Genomic DNA, 18,222 nt, shown 5'->3' on the forward strand with positions numbered 1-18,222 from the left:
ACGAGATGACCCCGCCCCGTCCGTACCATCACGGCAACCTGCGTCAGGCGCTGCTGGACCGTGCTGCGACGAAACTCCACGAGAAGGGGGCGGCAGAGCTCTCCCTCCGGGAGCTCACCGGGGAGATCGGGGTGACTCATGCCGCGCCGCGCCGGTACTTCCCGGATCGCCAGTCGCTGCTCGACGCGCTCGCGGTCGAGGGGTTCGCGCGCCTCGGTGCGCGACTGCGAGAAGCGGCCGCGACCGCGGGCGGGCCCGCGGAGCGGATCCGGTCGCTCGCGGACGCCTACATCGGCTTCACGACCTCCGAGCCGAACCTGGTCGAGCTGATGTTCGCGCACAAGCACGGCGCAGGCGCGGAAGCCATTGCGCGCGGCGCCGCCGAGGCCTTCGCGCCGATCCTCGACGTGTTCCGGCAGGCCCGGCCCGGGGACGGCCCCGGCGCGCAGGACGCGCAGCGGGCCGGTCTGGTCTTCCTCGCCACATTCCAGGGCCTGGCGGGCTTGATCAGCTGCGGGGTCGTCCCGCCGCACCAGATCGACGATCTCGTCACCGACGCAGTCGCCCGGTTCGACGGCAATGGGAGACCGGCGCCCGACCCGGCGTGAGGTGCGGGCCCGTGCCCGTCCGTACGTCCCCGGGTGCGGCCCCCCGGGCCCCGGCCTACCGTCGGTTGCATGTCACTGCACCAGGGTCCCCGCCCGTCCCGCGACGACGATCGTGACCGGCGCCGGCTCGCCGTGAACCCCTTCCACGCGGCGGCGAACCCGCTCGGCGGCATGACCGAGGCCCCGCCCTCGCACCGGCTGCCCGACTCCCCGCTGCCGCCGGAGACCGCGTACCGGCTGGTCCACGACGAGCTGATGCTGGACGGCAACGCGCGGCTGAACCTGGCCACCTTCGTCACCACCTGGATGGAGCCGCAGGCCGGGGTGCTGATGGGCGAGTGCCGGGACAAGAACATGATCGACAAGGACGAGTACCCGCGCACCGCCGAGCTGGAGCGGCGCTGTGTGGCGATGCTCGCCGACCTGTGGCACGCGCCGGACCCGGAGGCGGCCGTGGGCTGCTCGACGACCGGGTCGAGCGAGGCGTGCATGCTGGCCGGGATGGCGCTCAAGCGGCGCTGGGCGCTGCGCAACGCCGACCGCTATCCGGCGAAGGACGTGCGACCCAATCTCGTGATGGGCGTGAACGTCCAGGTCTGCTGGGACAAGTTCTGCAACTTCTGGGAGGTGGAGGCCCGCCAGGTCCCGATGGAGGGCGACCGCTTCCACCTGGACCCGCGGGCCGCCGCCGAGCTGTGCGACGAGAACACCATCGGGGTCGTCGGCATCCTCGGCTCCACCTTCGACGGCTCCTACGAGCCGATCGCCGACCTGTGCGCCGCCCTGGACGCCCTCCAGGAGCGGACCGGGCTCGACATCCCGGTGCACGTCGACGGGGCCTCGGGCGGCATGGTCGCGCCCTTCCTGGACGAGGACCTGGTGTGGGACTTCCGCCTCCCCCGGGTCGCCTCGATCAACACCTCGGGGCACAAGTACGGGCTGGTCTATCCGGGCGTGGGCTGGGCGCTGTGGCGGGACTCGGAGGCACTCCCCGAGGAGCTGGTGTTCCGCGTGAACTACCTGGGCGGCGACATGCCGACCTTCGCGCTGAACTTCTCCCGGCCCGGCGCGCAGGTGGTGGCGCAGTACTACACGTTCCTGCGGCTGGGCCGCGAGGGCTACCGGGCCGTGCAGCGGAACGCCCGGGACATCGCGGGCTCGCTGGCGGAACGGGTCGCGGCGCTGGGCGACTTCCGGCTGCTGACGCGCGGCGACCAGTTGCCCGTGTTCGCCTTCACGACCGCCGACGACGTGACGGCGTACGACGTCTTCGACGTGTCCCGGCGGCTGCGGGAGGGCGGGTGGCTGGTGCCGGCGTACACCTTCCCGCCGCACCGCGAGGACCTCTCCGTGCTGCGGGTGGTGTGCCGCAACGGCTTCTCCACCGACATGGCGGACCTGCTCCTGGACGACCTGGAGCGGCTGCTGCCGGAGCTGCGCCGCCAGTCGGGCCCGCTGACCCGGGACAAGGGGGCGGCGACCGGGTTCCACCACTAGGGGTGGCGTTTGGATCTTGCCGGGCCGCCCACAAGGCACCGTGGGCGGCGACCGGGCCTGGTCCGAACGACACCCCTAGCGGCTCAACCGCGCGAACCTCGCCACCGCCAGCGGGAAGAACACCGCGAGCAGCGCCAGCGGCCAGGCGACGGCCGCCCAGAGGTGGCCGGACTCGCCGCCCGGGCCGCCGAAGAGGTCGCGGACGGCCGTGGCGGTCTGGGACATCGGGTTCCATTCGACGACGGTGCCCAGCCAGCCGGGCATGGAGTCGGGGGTGGCGAAGGCGTTGGACAGGAAGCCGACCGGCCAGACCAGGATCTGCACCGCCTGCACCAGCTCGGGCTTCCCCGCCACCAGGGCCAGGAAGATGCCGATCCACAGCATGGCGAAGCGGAAGAGCAGGAGCAGGCCCACCGCGCCCAGGAAGGCGCCGGGACCGCCGTGGGCCCGCCAGCCGAGCGCGTACCCGACTCCGATCAGCGCGGTGAGGCCGAGCGCCGACTGGAGCATGTCGGCGGCGGAACGGCCCACCAGGACCGCGCCGTTGGCCATCGGCAGCGAGCGGAAGCGGTCGACGACGCCCTTGTTGAGGTCCTGGGTGACGGCGATCATGGTGCCCTCCAGACCGAAGGCCATGGTGAGGGCCAGCATGCCGGGGACCAGGTAGTCGACGTACTCGCCGCTCACGCCCCGGCCGCCGCCGACCAGGTAGCCGAACATCAGCAGCAGCATGACCGGGAAGACCAGGTTGACGACGACCGTCACCGGCTGCCTCCCCCAGCGGGCCAGCTCGCGGCGGGTCATGGTCCAGGAGTCGGACAGGGCGTACGACGCGGCGTTCGGGACGCTCGTGCTCACGCGGCCTCCTTCGTGCGGTCGGTGAGGTGCAGGAACACCTCGTCCAGGGTCGGCCGGCGCAGCGCCACGTCCTCGGCCTCGATGCCGGCCTCCTCCAGCGCCCGTACGACGCCGGAGAGCGCGGCCATGCGGTCGGTGACGGGGGCGCTGAGCAGCCGGCGGTCGGGGTCCACGCGGACGCCGGTGAGCGGCAGCAGGGCCACCGCGGCGCCCAGGTGGCCGGCGTCGCGCAGGACGACGTCGACGCGGTCGCCGCCGGTGGCGGCCTTGAGTTCGTCCGCCGTGCCGTCGGCGACGACACGGCCGGCATCGACGACCGAGATGCGGTCGGCGAGCTGGTCGGCCTCCTCCAGGTACTGGGTGGTGAGCAGGACCGTCGTACCGGCGCCGACCAGGGAGCGGACCGAGTCCCACACCTCGGCGCGGCCGCGCGGGTCGAGGCCGGTGGTCGGCTCGTCCAGGAAGAGCACCTCCGGTTCGGTGATGAGGGACGCGGCCAGGTCCAGGCGGCGGCGCATACCTCCGCTGTAGGCGCTGACCGGCTTGCGGCCGGTGTCGGAGAGGCCGAAGCGCGCGAGCAGTTCGTCGGCACGCGCGCGTGCCCGCCGGGCGCCCAGGTGGTGCAGGCGGCCGAACATCTCCAGGTTCTGCCGGCCGCCCAGCTCCTCGTCGAGCGCCGCGTGCTGGCCGAGCAGGCCGATGCGCAGCCGTACCGCGTACGCCTCGGCGACGACGTCGTGCCCCGCCACCTCGACGCGGCCCGCGTCGGGCCGCAGCAGCGTGGACAGGATCCGGACCAGGGTCGTCTTGCCCGCTCCGTTCGGGCCCAGCACGCCGTGCACCGTGCCGCGCGCGACCGTGAGGTCGAGTCCGTCCAACGCGTACTTGCTGCCGTACTCCTTGCGTGCTCCTTCGACGGTGATCGCCGCGTCGGCCACTGTCACTCCCCGCTTCCCCTTCGAGAGACAAGCTAGCCAAATTTGACTACTAGCTCAGAAGATAACCCGCGCCCTCTCATTGGTCAAACTTGATTAACGAGCGTCCCCGTAATGCGGCCGCCCCGCCGCGAAGGGGTTCTCCTCGCCGTCCGCCAGCACCCCGACGAACGGGTCGCCCTCGCCGGCGAAGGTGTACGCGCCGCCCCGGACGCGTTCGATCAGGCCGCGGGTCCACTCGGCGCCGGAGTCGGCCGAGTGGACCCAGTAGTTCATGATCTCGCCGATGTGCCCGAGCTGGCCCGGGCCCTCCTCGGGCGTGTAGTACTCGGTGACGGCGCCCCGCCACTCCTCGATCTTCCGCACCCTTTCCTCCAGCAGCGCGAGGGCCTCCTCGCGCGGGAGGTCGACCATGAAGCCGAGCGCCGCGGTGAGCACGTCCGGCCGCTGGTCGTAGGCGGTGAGGTAGGCGCGGAGCAGGGCGAGGTACTCCTCGGTGCCCTGCCCGGTGATCTCGTACTCCACCCGCGGCGGCCCGCCCGCCGTGGACGGCGCGATCTCGTGCGCGAGGAGCAGCCCCTGTTTCGCCATCTGCTTCAGCGCGTGGTAGATCGAGCCGGGCTTGGCGTTGGACCACTCGTGCGCGCCCCAGTACTCCAGGTCGTTGCGCACCTGGTACCCGTGGGCCCGCCCGTGCTGGCGGACGGCGCCGAGCACGAGGAGACGGATCGCTGACATGGGGTCCAGCCTAGATCCGGCACCCGGGCGGCCCGCCCGCCGGGACCCTCGAGAACCCCTAGAACCTCGAGAACCTCTAGAAGGGGAACCCGCTCCGCCCGTGCTGCACGGAGATCCACTTCTGTGTGGTGAAGGCGTCCAGCATGGTGTCGCCGTTGAGGCGGCCCAGGCCGGAGTGCTTCTCGCCGCCGAAGGGCACGATCGGCTCGTCGTGCACGGTCCCGTCGTTCACGTGGAACATGCCGGTGTCGATCTGCTTGGCGAAGTTGACGCCGCGCTCGACGTCCCCGGTGTGCACGGCACCGCTCAGCCCGTACGGCGTGTCGTTGACCAGGCGTACGGCCTCCTCCTCGCCGTCGAAGGGGACGAGGAAGGCGACCGGGCCGAAGACCTCCTGCTGGAGCAGCGCGGAGTCGGCGGGCAGGCCGGTCAGGACCGACGGCTCGACGAGGTTGTCGGTGACCGAGCCGCGCACCAGGGCGGTGGCGCCCTCGGCGAGCGCCTGCTCGACCACGCCGGAGAGCGCGTCGGCCTGCGAGGAGTTGATCACCGGGCCGATGACGGTGGCCGGGTCGCGAGGGTCGCCGGTCTTGAGGGTGCTCACCTTGGCGACGAACTTCTCGGTGAACTCGTCGGCCACCGCGCGGTCGACCAGCACGCGGTTGGCGGCCATGCAGACCTGGCCCTGGTGGACGAAGCGGCTGAAGACGGCGGCGTCCACGGCGTAGTCGACGTCGGCGTCGTCGAGGACCACCAGCGCGCTGTTGCCGCCCAGTTCGAGGACCGAGCGCTTGAAGTTGGCGGCGCAGACCGTGGCCACGTGGCGGCCGACCTTGTCGGAGCCGGTGAAGGAGATCACCTTGGGGACCGGGTGCTCGATGAAGGCGTCGCCGATCTCCGCGATGTCGGTGACCACGACGTTGAGCAGGCCGGCCGGCAGTCCGGCGTCCTGAAGGATCTTCGCGACCAGCGTGCCGCCGACGATCGGCGTGTTCTGGTGCGGCTTGAGGACGACGCCGTTGCCCAGGGCCAGGGCCGGGGCGACCGACTTCAGGGAGAGCAGGAAGGGGAAGTTGAAGGGGCTGATGACGCCCACGACACCGACCGGCACCCGGTAGACGCGGTTCTCCTTGCCGTCCACGGGCGAGGGGATGATCCGGCCCTCGGGCGCCAGCGCCAGGTGGACCGCCTCGCGCAGGAACTCCTTGGCGAGGTGCAGCTCGAAGGCGGCCTTCAGGCGGGTGCCGCCCAGCTCGGCGACGATCGCCTCGCTGATCTCGGCCTCGCGCTCCTCGACCAGGCGCAGCGCCTTCTCGAACACCGTGCGGCGCGCGTAGGGGTTCGTCGCGGCCCACTGCTTCTGCGCCCGCTCGGCGGCCCGGTAGGCGGCGTCGACCTCGTCGACGGTGGCTATCGTGATCGAGGCGAGCTTCTCGTTGTCGTACGGGTTGAAGTCGATGATGTCCCAGGAGCCGGTGCCGGGACGCCACTCGCCGTCGATGTACTGCTGGGCGAGGTCGGTGAAGTACGACGACATGTGTTCCCTCAATCCCCTTAGCTGCCGCAGCCGCCGCGAGCGAGCCGCCTGACCGAGCGTCATCGTACTTATGTTTTACGACAGTTGGAGGAGTCCTCGCAGAAGGTCCCGGCTCTCGTCGGGCCCCGGGCTGTCCTGCTGGAGTTCCTTCAGCGCCGTCTCGTACTGGGTGACGTCCTCCTGCTTGTCCAGGTACAGCGCGCTGGTGAGCTGCTCCAGGTAGACGACGTCCGAGAGGTCGGACTCGGGGAAGCTGAGGAGCGTGAACGCGCCACTCTCGCCGGAGTGCCCGCCGAAGCCGAAGGGCATGACCTGAAGGCGCACATTGGGGCGTTCGGACACCTCGATCAGGTGCTGGAGCTGGCCGCGCATCACCTCGCGGTCGCCGTACGGGCGGCGCAGGGCGGCCTCGTCGAGCACGATGTGGAACTCGGGGGCGTTCTCCGCGACCAGGTGCTTCTGCCGCTCCAGGCGCAGCGCCACCCGCCGCTCGACGTCCGCCTCGCCGGCGCCCTTCATGCCGCGCCGGACGACCGCGCGGGCGTACTCCTCGGTCTGCAGCAGGCCGTGCACGAACTGCACCTCGTAGGCCCGGATCAGCGAGGCGGCGCCCTCCAGACCCACGTAGGTGGGGAACCAACTGGGCAGCACGTCCGAGTAACTGTGCCACCAGCCCGCGACATTGGCCTCCTTGGCCAGGGAGAGCAGGGAGGCGCGCTCCTGCTCGTCCGTGATGCCGTACAGCGTCAGCAGGTCCTCGACGTCCCGCGTCTTGAAGCTCACCCGGCCCAGCTCCATCCGGCTGATCTTCGACTCGGAGGCGCGGATCGAGTAGCCCGCGGCCTCGCGCGTGATCCCCCGCGTCTCACGCAGTCGCCTGAGTTGTGATCCGAGCAGCATGCGCCGCACCACCGATCCGGGCTCTCCCGCGCTCACGTTCGCCAGCCTCCCCAACCGTCTTCAGGGGCCGCAGTCTGCCACTAAAACACTCCGAGCAGTACTCGTCCGGTTACGGAAACGGAATCGAGCCAAAGGAAATGTGCAGGATCATGCACGCGGCAGGTCAGAACCGGCCGTCGCGGGAGATGAAGGGGAGGCGAAGATGACGGAAAAATTGGCCAACAAGCGGTACGGGCAGGTCTATTTCGGTCACGTGCACGTGCATCTGCCCTTGCATCTGCGGTACGCATCCGAAACCATGGTCCCGCACCACCGCGCCGCATCGCTACGACCGCGAATTCCCGGGAGTGCCTCGCATGGGGACGAATGGATCGACCATGCTCGAGCCGTTACGGCAGGGCCTTCCGCCACTCGACCCCGCGGCAGTGTCCAACGCCGCCTCCTGTGCCCTGCCGCCCCGGTACGAAGCGGTGCGCGAGGCCCGGAGGTTCACCCGCAGGACGCTCGACGGCTGGGACACCGGCGACCGCTTCGACGACGTCTGCCTGGTGGTCTCGGAACTCGTCACCAACGCCCTGCGTCACGCGCTGCCCGCGGACACCCCGCGCCACGACGAGCAGCACGGCCCGGTACGGCTGCACCTGATGCGCTGGACCGAGCGGCTGGTGTGCGCGGTGCGCGACCCCAGCCACGACAGCCCGGTGGCCCGTGAGACGGACGACTTCTCGGCGGAGTCGGGCCGGGGCCTGTTCCTCGTCGACTCCTTCAGCGACAGCTGGGGCTGGCACCCGCTGGCCGGGACGCTCAACGGCAAGGTGGTCTGGGCACTGTTCCGGATATAGCGGGACCCGGACCGCCGTCCGGCTCCGGGCCGCTCCGGGTCAGCTCGCGATCAGGTGGTCGAACTCGCCGTCCTTGACACCCAGCAGCATGGCCTCGATCTCGGCGCGCGTGTAGACGAGCGCGGGACCGTCGGGGAAGCGGGAGTTGCGCACCGCCACCGCGCCGTCGGGCAGGCGCGCGAACTCCACGCACGATCCCTGCGAGTTGCTGCGCCGGCTCTTCTGCCAGGCCGCATCGTGCAACTGCGTGGCGGCCATGCCGTTGTACACGTCGTACACGTCGTGGTCCACAGGTCGCTCCCCGGTGTGCCTGGCTGATGTGGCCATTGATGCAGTGGTCAACTGATCCGGATCATAACCCCGTTCACGTGCAGATGCATGAGCAAATGCACGTGCACGCGCGGTGTTCCCGCGGTTACAGCTTTGACGACCGCTTTACCGAGCCCTGCCCACTACGACGCCGGGGCCCGGGAAGTCGTTCCCGCATGTGCCCCCGAATTCGAAGAATATGCAACAACATGCGACAACACCGGGGCCCGAACGGTACGGGCGCGCCCCGGTGTTGTCGCTGGTGCGTGAGGTACGGCGGGCGGGTCAGCGCGTGCCGTACGGCAGCAGCGCCATCTCGCGCGCGTTCTTGATCGCCCTGGCCAGCTGCCGCTGCTGCTGGGACGTCACCCGGGTGACGCGGCGGCTGCGGATCTTGCCGCGGTCGGAGATGAACTTCCGCAGCAGCTCGGTGTCCTTGTAGTCGACGTACGTCACTCCGGCCCGGTCCAGCGGGTTGGGACGCTGCCGGGCGGGTGTGCGGTCGGCCTTGCGGGGACGGGGCATGGGGTCAGACCTCCAGGAGGGTGTCGAAGGCGGGCGGCAGCCGGTCCCAGGCGGCCTGCCCCGCGGCGTACTCGGCGTCGGTCAGCAGGCAGGACTCCAGCAGCCGTGCCAGGCCGTCGCGGTCGAGGCCGGGGGATGTGAAGACCAGGTGCTGGCAGCGGTCGCCGTGCTCGGGGTGCCAGTCCAGCGCGGCGGCGGCACGGCGCACGGGCGGGACCAGTTCCCAGGCGGCGTCGGGGAGCGAGGCGAGCCACGGCCCCGCGCTCTCCACGCACAGGGCACCGCCCGCGGCGTCCCAGTGCAGCAGCGTGTCCCCCTTGCCGGCCAGCCAGAACCGCCCCCGGCTGCGGGCCGCGGCACAGGTCAGGTCCTCCAGCGCCGCGTACAGCCGCTCCGGGTGGAAGGGGCGGCGGCGGTGCCAGACCAGGGTGGCGACGCCGTGCGCGTCGGCCTCCGCGGGCAGCAGCGCGCAGGCCGGGTGCTGGGCCGCCGCCGCGGCCTCCACGTCGAACCCGGCGAGGGCGGCCCGCGCCAGCTCCGGAGCCGCGGGCGGTGCGCCCGCCGGGTTCCCGTGGCCGATCGGGACCCGGCGGGCCGTCGGGTGCAGCTGGGCCAGCAGCTCGCGGTCCTCGTCGTCGGCCTCCGGCGAACCGGGGAGGGGCTCGGCGAGCGCGAGGACGGAGGCGTACTCCAGCTGCCGCGCGAAGGTGTCGGCCACGGTGCGCTGGTCGGTGGCCGCGGCGGCCAGGCCGCCCTCGGCCAGGTCGTCGCCGTTGCCGAGGTAGGGCAGCACCAGCGCGGGATCGACGGCGGTGACCACGCCGGCGACGGTGAAGCCGCCCGCCGTCACCACCTCCGCCATCGCCTTGGGCTCGACGGAGTCCCACAGCTCGACGACCGCCAGCGGGGTGCCCCCGGCCTTGGCGAGCCGGACCAGCTCGGGCACGAGGTCCTCGCGCAGCGCGCAGCACGCGCAGTCGTTGACCAGGGGTGCCTCGCCGGCGGCGAGGATGCCGGTGGCGTCCCGGACGGTCCGTACGACCGTGCCCGCGGCGGCCGTCGCCAGGTCGTGGTGGAGGACGACGCTGCCGGGCACCTCGGCGAGCAGCCGGGCCACGGCCGCCCTGCGCGCGTCGGCGTGCAGCCCGCCGACGATCACCACCGGCGGTTCGGGGAAGCGGCCCGGCTCGCTCATGCCCCCTCCTGCTTCCGGTACCGGCGCTCGAAGCGCTCCACTCGTCCGGCGGTGTGGCCGTCCTCCCACTCCACCGTGCGCTCACCGGTCATGGTCGAGCGGGTGAGGAAGGCGTAGCCCGCCGCCCGGTCCCGGAAGACGACCGGGCGGTACTCGGGGTGGATTTCCTTGCGCATGGCGTCTCAGCGCTCCTCTCGGAAGTCGACGTGACGGCCGGCCGCCGGGTCGTACTTGCGCAGGACCAGCCGGTCGGGGTCGTTGCGGCGGTTCTTGCGGGTGACGTAGGTGTAGCCGGTCCCGGCGGTGGACCGGAGCTTGATGACCGGACGGAGTTCGTTGCGTGCCATGCTGCTATCTTACTGAAAATGAATTCCATTAACAGATAGGACCCGTCCGGTCCGGAGGAGAGGTACGTCACCGTGTCCGCCCACTGCATGCTGACCGGGGCCCGGCCCGGCTTCGGCAACCGCGTCTCCCACTCCCACCGGCGCACTTCGCGCCGCTTCGACCCCAACATCCAGACAAGGCGCTACTGGCTGCCGAGCGAGAACCGGCACGTGCGGCTGCGGCTGAGCACGAAGGGGATCAGGACGGTCGACTCGATCGGCGTCGAGGCGGCCGTGGCGCGCATCCGTGCCCGCGGGGTGAGGATCTGATGGCGAAGAAGAGCAAGATCGCGAAGAACGAGCAGCGGCGGGAGACCGTCGCGCGGTACGCGGCACGGCGGGCCAAGCTGAAGGAGATCCTCCGCCGGCCCTCGTCGACGGAGGCCGAACGGCTCGCCGCCCGGCGGGAACTGCGCAGGCAGCCGCGCGACGCGAGCCCCACGCGGGTGCGCAACCGCGATCAGACCGACGGACGCCCGCGCGGATACTTCCGGGTCTTCGGGCTCTCCCGGGTCAATCTGCGCGAGCAGGCGCACGCCGGACATCTTCCCGGGGTGCGCAAGTCGTCCTGGTAGCTTGCGGCTGTTCGGGGCCGAACGGCCGTCCGGCTACAGCTTGGAGCTTCCGGTGACGTGGGTGACTGCGGGGAACACGGCGAGCACGGAGAACACGGCGCGCACGGACGCCGGGTACGGCGAGGTCGCGCTCCGGCGGGCACGGCGGGCACGGCGGGCACGGCGGCCCGTGCGGGCCGCGGCGCTGGCCCTCGGGCTGGTGGGGGCGTTGGCCCTGACCGCGTGCACCGACGGCGGTGACTCCGACGGCGGCGGCCCGGGTGACGGATCGGGCGGCGGCGACAAGACCTCGGCGGCGCCCGGCGCGTCCGCGAGCACGGACCCGGGCGGCGACGCGGGCGGATCGCCGTCCGCCGGTGCCGCCGGCGAGCTGGAGGGCAGCTGGCTGGCGACCACCGACGGCCAGGCCGTCGCCCTGATGGTCACCGGCGACAAGGCGGCCCTGTTCGCGACCGGCGGGACCGTGTGCAGCGGTACGGCCAAGGAGACCTCCGGCACCCGGACGATCCGCCTCAAGTGCGCCGACGGCAGCACCGACCGCGCCACCGGCAAGGTCGGCGCGGTCGACGCCGCCTCGCTCACGGTGGCCTGGGAGGGGGAGCTGGGCGAGGAGACGTACACCAGGTCGGAGGGCGGCTCACTGCCGCCGGGACTGCCGACCTCCGGCATCGGTTCCTGAGCGCGGCTCCGGTCCCGGGGTCCGCTCCAGCGGCCGGTGGCGGCCGACCCGGGCGGCGTCGGCCGCGCGGGTGCCCTCCGTCCAGCCGGCCGCGTCCGCGGCGCCGCGCAGACGGGTCGTGGTCGTCTCCGGGAACATGCGCTCCATGCGGTCGGTGACCGCGGCCTCGCGGGAGGCGAGCACCGGCAGGAGGTCCGCGTCGGCCGCCCCCGGCGCCCCCGTCGTGGCCGCTTCCGTGGCCGCTTCCGTGGCCGCTCGCGTGGCGGCTTGCGCCGCGGCCCGCAGTCTGGTGCCCGCGCGGTGGGCGTAGGCGGCGAGGAACGACTGGCGGAAGGTCTTGGTGCGCTTGCGCCCGCCGGCCCGCTGACCGGCCTCCGCCTTCGTCATCGCGGCCTCGGCCTGCACCAGCAGGGAGGTGTAGAGGAGTTCGACCGCCTCCAGGTCGGCCTCGAAACCGACGACGGTGGAGAAGCCGAAGGGCTCGTTCCACACGGCCCCGCAGTGGTTGGCGTCGGCCACCGCGTCCAGCAGCACGGCCTTGGCCTGCTCGTAGGGCGGCTCCACCCCGATCCGGCAGGCCCCCGGCGTGTCGGGCGAGGGCGCGTGTCCGTGCGCCTGCGCGGCCAGCAGCGCCTCGTCGACGCTGTGCCGCGCCATCAGCTCCTGCGCCTTCGCGCTCAGCGCCTCCGCCTCCTGCGGGTACCCGGTCGCCTCCGCCTTGGCGAGCAGCGCGCGGATGCGGGCGAGGGCACGGGACTCCGGCCGGTTCTCCCGGTCCCGGCGCGGCCCCTCCCCCACCTCCAGCGGCTCCAGACCGGGCAGCCTCAGCAGCAGGCGGTACAGCTCCAGTACGGCGGTGGCGTGCGCGAAGCGGTCGGTGCGGGGCGGCGCCGCCCCGTCCCCGCGCGGCAGGTCGTCGAGCTGCGCGGCCCAGCGCGGACCGCGCGCACGGTCGTCGGGCGCCTGGGCGAGGACCAGCGCGGCCACCAGCCGTACGTGCACGTCGTCCAGTTCACGGCGCACGATCCGTACGAGGTCGGCGGGCTGCCAGCCGCGCCGCCAGGCCGTGGCCACGAACTCCCGGCCGCGCCGGTCCAGTTCCGCGTCCGCCGCCGGATCCGCCGCGAGCAGCGAGGCCGCGGTGTCGAGGGCGTCGTCGGCGGTGTCGTACAGGGCGGTCTCGAAGGCACGGTCGACGGTGCGGGGCGTACTCACCCGGCGATGGTGCCACGACTCGGGGAACACCGAAGGACTGTCAACCATCAGTTGACAGTCGAGAGGGTGCAACCTACGGTTGACACATGACGACGAACCCGAGCATCACGTCATCCGTACGCCTCGACGAACTCATCAACGCGATCAAGAAGGTGCATCCGGAGCCGTTGGAACAGCTCCAGGACGCCGTCATCGCCGGCGAGCACCTCGGCGAGGTGGCCGACCACCTCATCGGCCACTTCGTGGACCAGGCCCGGCGTTCGGGCGCGTCCTGGACCGACATCGGCAAGAGCATGGGGGTCACCCGCCAGGCGGCGCAGAAGCGCTTCGTGACCAAGGAATCGGCCGACCTGGACGCCGGCCAGGGCTTCAGCCGCTACACGCCCCGCGCGCGCAACGTCGTGATGACCGCCCACAACGCGGCCAAGACCGCCGGCAACGCCGAGGGCCTGCCCGAGCACCTCGTCCTCGGCCTGGTCACCGAGCGCGAGAGCCTCTCCGCCAAGGCGATCGCCGCGCAGCACGTGACCCTGGACGCGATCCGCGAGGCGGCGACCGCGGCGCTCCCGCCGGCCGCCGCGGAGGTCCCGGAGCTGGTGCCGTACGGTGCGGCGGCCAAGAAGGTCCTCGAACTCACCTTCCGCGAGGCCCTGCGCCTCGGCCACAACTACATCGGCACGGAGCACATCCTGCTCGCCCTGCTGGAGCACGAGCACGGCGAGGGCGTGCTGAGCGGGCTCGGCCTCGACAAGGAGGCGACCGAGCGGTACGTCGTCGACGCGGTGGCGGAGTTCATCCACCTCACCGAGAAGGCGGAGGAGGCCGAGAAGCCCGGGGCGGGCGGGGAGGGCGGGGCGGCCGGAGGGGCCTGAGCCACCGGGCGGCGGCCGTGGGCGGCGGCCGTGGACGACGGTATGGCCGACGGCCGTGGGCGGCGGCCGTGGGCGGCGGCCGTGGGCGACAGCCGTGGACGACGGTATGGCCGACGGCCGTGAACGACAGCCGTGAACGACGGCCGGGGACGACAGCCGTGAACGACGGCCGGGGACGACAGCCGTGAACGACGGCCGGGGACGACAGCCGTGAACGACGGCCGGGGACGACAGCCGTGGACGACGGCATGCCCGACGGCATGGCCGACGGCCATTGTCAGTCCCGCCTGCGACACTCGCGACATGGCCGAGAGGTGGGCGCTCGCGGTGGCCGAGGGCGGTGGCGTGGAGGTCGCCCCCCTCGGCGCCGACGGGCTGCCCGCCGGACCCGTGCGGCGGGAGCCCGGTCTCGCCGAGGCCGTCCGGGCCAGGCCGGACGTCGCGCGCTGGGTGTGGCGGTCCACCGCCGAGACCGCGCCGCGCCTGCTCGCCGCGGGGGTGCGAGTGGAGCGGTGCTACGACGTGGAGGCCGCCGAGACCCTCCTGCTCGGCCACGAGGGGCGGTACGGGGAGCCGCACTCGGCCGCGGCCGCCCTGGCCCGGCTGCGCGGCGGCCCCGTACCGCCCGACCCGCCGCAGCGCTCCGCCGAGCCGGGCGCGCAGTCCCCGCTGTTCGAGCCCCAGGCCGTCCACCTCCCCCTGTCCGACCTGCTCGCCGTCTACGCCGAGCAGCAGCGCCGGCACGACCGCTCGGCCCTCCCCGACCGGCTGCGGCTGCTGACGGCGGCCGAGTCGGCGGGGATGCTGGTGGCCGCCGAGATGAACCGCGCGGGGCTGCCCTGGCGGGCCGACGTGCACCGCGAGGTCCTGCACGGCCTGCTCGGCGAGCGGTATGCGGGCGGGGGCGAGCCGCGCCGTCTGGCCGAGCTGGCGGAGGAGGTGTCGGCGGCGTTCGGGCGCCGGGTGCGCCCCGACCTCCCCGCGGACGTGGTCAAGGCGTTCGGGCAGGCGGGCGTGAAGGTCGGCTCCACCCGCCGGTGGGAGCTGGAGTCGCTGGACCACCCGGCCGTGAAGCCGCTGATCGAGTACAAGAAGCTGTACCGGATCTGGGTCGCCCACGGCTGGTCCTGGCTCCAGGACTGGGTGCGCGACGGCCGGTTCCGCCCCGAGTTCCTGGCCGGCGGCACCGTGACCGGACGCTGGGTGACCAACGGCGGGGGCGGGCTGCAGATCCCCAAGGTGATCCGGCGGGCCGTCGTCGCCGACCCGGGCTGGCGGCTGGTCGTCGCCGACGCCGACCAGATGGAGCCGCGCGTGCTCGCGGCGATCTCCCGCGACCCCGGCCTGATGGAGGTGGCCGGCCGGGAGACCGACCTCTACCAGTCCGTCTCCGACCGCGCCTTCTCCGGCGACCGCGACCAGGCCAAGCTCGCCGTGCTCGGCGCGGTCTACGGCCAGACGTCCGGCGACGGCCTGAAGAACCTCGCCGCGCTCAGACGCCGGTTCCCCAGGGCGGTGGCGTACGTCGACGACGCGGCGCGCGCGGGCGAGGAGGGCCGGCTCGTGCGCACCTGGCTGGGGCGCACCTGCCCGCCCGCGGCCGGCGCGGCCGACGGCACCGAGGAGGCGGGCCTGCCGCAGGACGATCCCGCCGACGCCGGGGACCGCGCCCAGGAGTGGGTGCCGGGGTACGCCTCCACCAACGCCCGCGCCCGGGGCCGCTTCGCCCGCAACTTCGTCGTCCAGGGCAGCGCCGCCGACTGGGCCCTGCTCCTGCTCGCGGCCCTGCGGCAGACCTGTGCGGACATGGCGGCCGAGCTGGTCTTCTTCCAGCACGACGAGGTGATCGTGCACTGTCCCGAGGAGGAGGCCGCCACCGTCGTCGCGGCGATCCGGGACGCGGCGGAGCTGGCGGGGCGGCTGACGTTCGGTGCGACCCCGGTGCGGTTCCCGTTCACGACGGCGGTGGTGGAGTGCTACGCGGACGCGAAGTGAGCGACGTACGGCGACGTACGGCGGGCGCGACCGGGCGTCCCGGACCACGGGACGCCCGGTCACAGGGTGCGGATCACGGGACGAGCGTCACCTTTCCCGTCGTACGCCGGGCCAGCAGGTCCTCGTGCGCCCTGCGCGCCTCGGACAGCGGATACACGGGACCGGCCACGGGACGCAGCCGCCCTCGGGCCGTCAGGGCGAGCAGCTCCTCGAGCGGGCCGGTGACCGCCCCCGGGCGGGCCAGCGTGGGCCGCAGCCAGAAGCCGACGACCGACGCGTTCAACCGCCCCAGCCGGCCCGGGTCCACGGGGGTGAACGCGGAACGGGAGGCGTTGCCGTACGAGACGAGGCGGCCGAAGTCCCCGAGTGAGGCGAGTGCCTGGTCGAAGAGCTCGCCCCCGGTGGCGTCGAGCACGATGTCCGCACGCTCGTCCAGCGGGTAGCACGCGATGCCGTCCGCCCCCAGGGACAGGGCCAGTTCGCGTTTGGCGGCCGTGGAGGCCTGGGCGAGGACCCGCCCGGCGCCGAGGTGACCCGCCAGCTGGACGGCCAGACTGCCGACGCCGCCCGCGGCGGCGTGCACCACGACGGTCTCACCGGCCTGCAGGCGGGCGGCGCCGACGAGCAGGTGCCATGCGGTCAGGCCCTGGGTGAGCAGGGCGAGGGCGTGCGCCGCCGGCAGGTCCTCGGGGATCTCCACCACCGCGGACTCGTCCGCGACGACACGTTCCGCGTACCCGTTCCGGACCCGGGCCAGCACGCGTCGTCCGTCCTCGGTGCGCCCGACCACCTCGTTTCCCGGGACATGGGGAAGCTGGTCGGCGCTGAGGTAGGAGCCGTCGATCTGGTGGGTGTCCGCGTAGTTGACGCCGGCCGCCTCCACCTCGATCAGCAGCCGGCCCGGCCCGGGCCGGGGAACCGGCACGGTCACGACCTCCAGCACGTCCGGGCCACCGAACCGGGCGAACCTCACCGCGCGCATGTGCTCCGGCATGGCTCAGAGCCCCGATCCGCCGCTGACGCTGATCCACTGACCGGTGATCCAGCGCGCATCGTCGGCGGCGAGGAAGGCCACCGCGTCCGCGATGTCCGCCGGCCGGCCCAGCCGGTTGAAGACGGAGAACGACGCCAGGGCGGCCGTCGCCTCGGGGGACTGGCGCAGCGCGGCGTTCATCTCCGTCTCCACGAAACCGGGCGCGATCGTGTTGACGGTGATGCCGCGCGGGCCGAGGTGCTTGGCGAGCGCCAGGGTGAGGACGTCGACGGCGCCCTTGCTCATGGAGTACGCGATGGACTCCGGGAAGGCCGTGCGGGTGACCGCCGAGGAGACGTTGATGACGCGGCCACCGTCCCGCATGCGCTCCAGGCCGTACTTGGTGATGAAGAACGGCCCCCGGGTGTTGACCGCGAACAGCTCGTCGAAGTGGTCCTCGGTCGCGGCCTCGATGTCACCCACCGGTCCGATGGCCGCGTTGTTGACGAGTATGTCGAGTCCCGGGGCCGTGTCGCGTTCGGCGAGCCCCGCGTCGAAGGCGGCGTAGAGCGTGTGGGCGGCATCCGGGGCACGCAGGTCCGCGCGGACCGGGAAGGCCCGCCCGCCCTTGTCCCGGATCGCGTCCACCGTCCCGGCCGCCGCCGCGTCGTCGCTGCCGTAGTGCACCGCGACGACGGCGCCCTCGGCGGCCAGCCGCTCGGCCGCCGCCCTTCCGATGCCCCTGCTCGCTCCGGTGACCAGCGCGGTCCTGCCCTGCAACGTACCCATGTCCGAGCTCCCCCTGCTCTGTGCGTCGTGTGGCGACGGGTGACTGATGCCGTGACCGCGCGGCGTCAGACGGCCTCCACCGGCGCGGTCGGTTTGTTGTCTGCGTACACGCGGGCGCCGCGCTCCGGCGAGGTGTCCACCTGCGCGATCAGGCCGGGCACCGTGATACTCGGCAGCACCAGGTCGTACAGCCTGGAGATCCGTAGGCCGAGATCGCTCAGGTCCGTGGCGGCCTGGGACATCAGCTGTATGCCGGTGAACGCGCCGACCATGGTCTGCGCCACCCCGTCCGGATCGACGTGCGGCAGCAACTCGCCCTGATCCTTGGCGGCGGCCAGCTGCCACACCGCCTGTCCCACCCAGTCCCGCCACGGATGACCGAAGAAGCGCCGGGCACTCTGGTCGGTCGCGATCCGCGCGGCCCCCCTCAACAGGGGCTCCCGAGGCAGCCGGTGGGCGAGTACGAGCCCCGTGTCCACGAAGGACTGGATCCTGATCGGCTGGAGCGGCGGAACCTCTATCACCGCGTGCTCCAGGACACCGCGGGCCAGCTCCTCCTTGGAACCGAAGTGGAAGTACAGCGCACCCTTGGTCACGCCGGCCCGGTCCAGTACGTCCTGGATGGTGGCCGACTCGTAGCCGTTCTCGGCGAACACGGCTCCCGCGGCCTCGAGTACCGCGTTACGCGTCCGGATCGCGCGCTCCTGCCGTGCCATGCGGACTCCTGGTGCTCATCGCAGGGGTGAACATCCCCCGACTTCCAAACCGGTGAGTCCGTATTGTACGCGGTCGGC

The 18,222-nt window shown here is 72.6% G+C and carries 22 protein-coding genes; 8 read left to right on the top strand and 14 right to left on the bottom strand.

What is annotated here, in order from left to right; all coding sequences use genetic code 11:
• The first annotated feature begins 5 nt into the window (after positions 1-5).
• Complete coding sequence (locus tag ACFV9J_RS23920) at positions 6-608, top strand: TetR/AcrR family transcriptional regulator (protein ID WP_385356949.1); 603 nt, start codon at positions 6-8, stop codon at positions 606-608.
• 69 nt (positions 609-677) lie between these two features.
• The gene (locus ACFV9J_RS23925) at positions 678-2,105 is read left to right on the top strand and encodes a glutamate decarboxylase (RefSeq protein WP_385356950.1); all 1,428 of its coding nucleotides are present in this window, start codon (positions 678-680) and stop codon (positions 2,103-2,105) included.
• Between the two features lie 75 nt (positions 2,106-2,180).
• Here ACFV9J_RS23925 and ACFV9J_RS23930 read toward each other — a convergent pair whose 3' ends face one another.
• The 5 genes from ACFV9J_RS23930 to ACFV9J_RS23950 all read right to left on the bottom strand — a co-directional run bounded on the left by ACFV9J_RS23930 (position 2,181) and on the right by ACFV9J_RS23950 (position 7,073).
• Positions 2,181-2,909, bottom strand: a complete 729-nt coding sequence (locus ACFV9J_RS23930) for an ABC transporter permease (RefSeq protein WP_385357046.1) — start codon at positions 2,907-2,909, stop codon at positions 2,181-2,183.
• A gap of 50 nt (positions 2,910-2,959) precedes the next feature.
• Positions 2,960-3,901: an ATP-binding cassette domain-containing protein gene (locus ACFV9J_RS23935; RefSeq protein WP_385357047.1), complete on the bottom strand. Its 942-nt coding sequence runs from the start codon at positions 3,899-3,901 to the stop codon at positions 2,960-2,962.
• Between the two features lie 93 nt (positions 3,902-3,994).
• A complete protein-coding gene (locus ACFV9J_RS23940) occupies positions 3,995-4,636 on the bottom strand; it encodes a PadR family transcriptional regulator (RefSeq protein ID WP_385356952.1) in 642 nt (213 codons plus the stop codon).
• A 76-nt stretch (positions 4,637-4,712) separates the two neighbouring features.
• Positions 4,713-6,173 (bottom strand): aldehyde dehydrogenase family protein, encoded by a 1,461-nt coding sequence (locus tag ACFV9J_RS23945; protein WP_385356954.1) that lies wholly within the window; start codon positions 6,171-6,173, stop codon positions 4,713-4,715.
• A 75-nt stretch (positions 6,174-6,248) separates the two neighbouring features.
• Positions 6,249-7,073: a helix-turn-helix transcriptional regulator gene (locus tag ACFV9J_RS23950; protein WP_003975412.1), complete on the bottom strand. Its 825-nt coding sequence runs from the start codon at positions 7,071-7,073 to the stop codon at positions 6,249-6,251.
• Positions 7,074-7,450: 377 nt separating this feature from the next.
• Here ACFV9J_RS23950 and ACFV9J_RS23955 point away from each other — a divergent pair, with 377 nt between their 5' ends.
• A complete protein-coding gene (locus ACFV9J_RS23955; RefSeq protein ID WP_011028967.1) occupies positions 7,451-7,915 on the top strand; it encodes an ATP-binding protein in 465 nt (154 codons plus the stop codon).
• Between the two features lie 39 nt (positions 7,916-7,954).
• Here ACFV9J_RS23955 and ACFV9J_RS23960 read toward each other — a convergent pair whose 3' ends face one another.
• The 5 genes from ACFV9J_RS23960 to rpmG form a co-directional block, all read right to left on the bottom strand.
• Positions 7,955-8,206 (bottom strand): DUF397 domain-containing protein, encoded by a 252-nt coding sequence (locus ACFV9J_RS23960; protein ID WP_011028968.1) that lies wholly within the window; start codon positions 8,204-8,206, stop codon positions 7,955-7,957.
• A 303-nt stretch (positions 8,207-8,509) separates the two neighbouring features.
• Positions 8,510-8,749 carry a 30S ribosomal protein S18 gene (gene rpsR, locus ACFV9J_RS23965; protein ID WP_385356956.1) on the bottom strand — a complete coding sequence of 80 codons (240 nt, stop codon included), beginning with the start codon at positions 8,747-8,749 and terminating at the stop codon, positions 8,510-8,512.
• Positions 8,750-8,753: 4 nt separating this feature from the next.
• Positions 8,754-9,944 carry a CobW family GTP-binding protein gene (locus ACFV9J_RS23970; RefSeq protein ID WP_385356958.1) on the bottom strand — a complete coding sequence of 397 codons (1,191 nt, stop codon included), beginning with the start codon at positions 9,942-9,944 and terminating at the stop codon, positions 8,754-8,756.
• Positions 9,941-10,120, bottom strand: a complete 180-nt coding sequence (locus ACFV9J_RS23975; RefSeq protein WP_385356959.1) for a 50S ribosomal protein L31 — start codon at positions 10,118-10,120, stop codon at positions 9,941-9,943. Before ACFV9J_RS23975 ends, ACFV9J_RS23970 begins: the two co-directional genes overlap by 4 nt.
• Before the next feature lie 6 nt (positions 10,121-10,126).
• Positions 10,127-10,291, bottom strand: coding sequence for a 50S ribosomal protein L33 (gene rpmG / locus ACFV9J_RS23980; RefSeq protein ID WP_003975405.1), 165 nt, complete (start codon positions 10,289-10,291; stop codon positions 10,127-10,129).
• Between the two features lie 72 nt (positions 10,292-10,363).
• Here rpmG and rpmB point away from each other — a divergent pair, with 72 nt between their 5' ends.
• Genes rpmB through ACFV9J_RS23995 form a run of 3 tightly spaced genes read left to right on the top strand, consistent with a single transcriptional unit; the run spans position 10,364 to position 11,584 of the window.
• Positions 10,364-10,600: a 50S ribosomal protein L28 gene (gene rpmB / locus ACFV9J_RS23985; RefSeq protein ID WP_030184039.1), complete on the top strand. Its 237-nt coding sequence runs from the start codon at positions 10,364-10,366 to the stop codon at positions 10,598-10,600.
• On the top strand, positions 10,600-10,905 hold the full coding sequence (gene rpsN, locus ACFV9J_RS23990) for a 30S ribosomal protein S14 (protein ID WP_385356961.1): 306 nt from the start codon (positions 10,600-10,602) through the stop codon (positions 10,903-10,905). Before rpmB ends, rpsN begins: the two co-directional genes overlap by 1 nt.
• A gap of 52 nt (positions 10,906-10,957) precedes the next feature.
• Complete coding sequence (locus ACFV9J_RS23995; RefSeq protein ID WP_385356963.1) at positions 10,958-11,584, top strand: hypothetical protein; 627 nt, start codon at positions 10,958-10,960, stop codon at positions 11,582-11,584.
• On the opposite strand, the gene ACFV9J_RS24000 is transcribed toward ACFV9J_RS23995, so the two are convergent.
• A complete protein-coding gene (locus ACFV9J_RS24000) occupies positions 11,543-12,799 on the bottom strand; it encodes a DUF2786 domain-containing protein (RefSeq protein ID WP_385356965.1) in 1,257 nt (418 codons plus the stop codon). The two genes, ACFV9J_RS23995 and ACFV9J_RS24000, sit on opposite strands and share 42 nt — an antisense overlap.
• Positions 12,800-12,885: 86 nt before the next feature.
• On the opposite strand from ACFV9J_RS24000, the gene ACFV9J_RS24005 reads away from it, so the two are divergent.
• Both ACFV9J_RS24005 and ACFV9J_RS24010 read left to right on the top strand, forming a co-directional pair.
• The gene (locus ACFV9J_RS24005) at positions 12,886-13,671 is read left to right on the top strand and encodes a Clp protease N-terminal domain-containing protein (protein WP_385356967.1); all 786 of its coding nucleotides are present in this window, start codon (positions 12,886-12,888) and stop codon (positions 13,669-13,671) included.
• A gap of 303 nt (positions 13,672-13,974) precedes the next feature.
• Entirely contained in the window at positions 13,975-15,666 is a 1,692-nt protein-coding gene (locus tag ACFV9J_RS24010; protein ID WP_385356968.1) for a bifunctional 3'-5' exonuclease/DNA polymerase, read from the top strand.
• A gap of 73 nt (positions 15,667-15,739) precedes the next feature.
• Here the strand turns inward: ACFV9J_RS24010 and ACFV9J_RS24015 are convergent, their stop codons facing one another.
• The 3 genes from ACFV9J_RS24015 to ACFV9J_RS24025 form a co-directional block, all read right to left on the bottom strand.
• Positions 15,740-16,648, bottom strand: a complete 909-nt coding sequence (locus tag ACFV9J_RS24015) for a zinc-binding alcohol dehydrogenase family protein (protein ID WP_385357048.1) — start codon at positions 16,646-16,648, stop codon at positions 15,740-15,742.
• Between the two features lie 15 nt (positions 16,649-16,663).
• On the bottom strand, positions 16,664-17,428 hold the full coding sequence (locus ACFV9J_RS24020) for an SDR family oxidoreductase (RefSeq protein WP_385356969.1): 765 nt from the start codon (positions 17,426-17,428) through the stop codon (positions 16,664-16,666).
• A 65-nt stretch (positions 17,429-17,493) separates the two neighbouring features.
• The gene (locus ACFV9J_RS24025) at positions 17,494-18,144 is read right to left on the bottom strand and encodes a ScbR family autoregulator-binding transcription factor (protein ID WP_385356970.1); all 651 of its coding nucleotides are present in this window, start codon (positions 18,142-18,144) and stop codon (positions 17,494-17,496) included.
• Positions 18,145-18,222: the final 78 nt, after the last annotated feature.

The sequence above is a fragment of the Streptomyces sp. NPDC059906 genome (assembly GCF_042730645.1).
In the GTDB taxonomy this organism is placed as follows: Bacteria; Actinomycetota; Actinomycetes; order Streptomycetales; family Streptomycetaceae; genus Streptomyces; species Streptomyces rubrogriseus.

Coding starts and splice junctions, on each gene's coding strand:
- ACFV9J_RS23920 (WP_385356949.1), top strand. CDS start 6: ATGACCCCGCCCCGTCCGTACCATCACGGCAACCTGCGTCAGGCGCTG.
- ACFV9J_RS23925 (WP_385356950.1), top strand. CDS start 678: ATGTCACTGCACCAGGGTCCCCGCCCGTCCCGCGACGACGATCGTGAC.
- ACFV9J_RS23930 (WP_385357046.1), bottom strand. CDS start 2,909: ATGACCCGCCGCGAGCTGGCCCGCTGGGGGAGGCAGCCGGTGACGGTC.
- ACFV9J_RS23940 (WP_385356952.1), bottom strand. CDS start 4,636: ATGTCAGCGATCCGTCTCCTCGTGCTCGGCGCCGTCCGCCAGCACGGG.
- ACFV9J_RS23945 (WP_385356954.1), bottom strand. CDS start 6,173: ATGTCGTCGTACTTCACCGACCTCGCCCAGCAGTACATCGACGGCGAG.
- ACFV9J_RS23950 (WP_003975412.1), bottom strand. CDS start 7,073: ATGCTGCTCGGATCACAACTCAGGCGACTGCGTGAGACGCGGGGGATC.
- ACFV9J_RS23955 (WP_011028967.1), top strand. CDS start 7,451: ATGCTCGAGCCGTTACGGCAGGGCCTTCCGCCACTCGACCCCGCGGCA.
- rpsR (WP_385356956.1), bottom strand. CDS start 8,749: ATGCCCCGTCCCCGCAAGGCCGACCGCACACCCGCCCGGCAGCGTCCC.
- ACFV9J_RS23970 (WP_385356958.1), bottom strand. CDS start 9,944: ATGAGCGAGCCGGGCCGCTTCCCCGAACCGCCGGTGGTGATCGTCGGC.
- ACFV9J_RS23975 (WP_385356959.1), bottom strand. CDS start 10,120: ATGCGCAAGGAAATCCACCCCGAGTACCGCCCGGTCGTCTTCCGGGAC.
- rpmG (WP_003975405.1), bottom strand. CDS start 10,291: ATGGCACGCAACGAACTCCGTCCGGTCATCAAGCTCCGGTCCACCGCC.
- rpsN (WP_385356961.1), top strand. CDS start 10,600: ATGGCGAAGAAGAGCAAGATCGCGAAGAACGAGCAGCGGCGGGAGACC.
- ACFV9J_RS24005 (WP_385356967.1), top strand. CDS start 12,886: ATGACGACGAACCCGAGCATCACGTCATCCGTACGCCTCGACGAACTC.
- ACFV9J_RS24010 (WP_385356968.1), top strand. CDS start 13,975: ATGGCCGAGAGGTGGGCGCTCGCGGTGGCCGAGGGCGGTGGCGTGGAG.
- ACFV9J_RS24015 (WP_385357048.1), bottom strand. CDS start 16,648: ATGCGCGCGGTGAGGTTCGCCCGGTTCGGTGGCCCGGACGTGCTGGAG.
- ACFV9J_RS24020 (WP_385356969.1), bottom strand. CDS start 17,428: ATGGGTACGTTGCAGGGCAGGACCGCGCTGGTCACCGGAGCGAGCAGG.
- ACFV9J_RS24025 (WP_385356970.1), bottom strand. CDS start 18,144: ATGGCACGGCAGGAGCGCGCGATCCGGACGCGTAACGCGGTACTCGAG.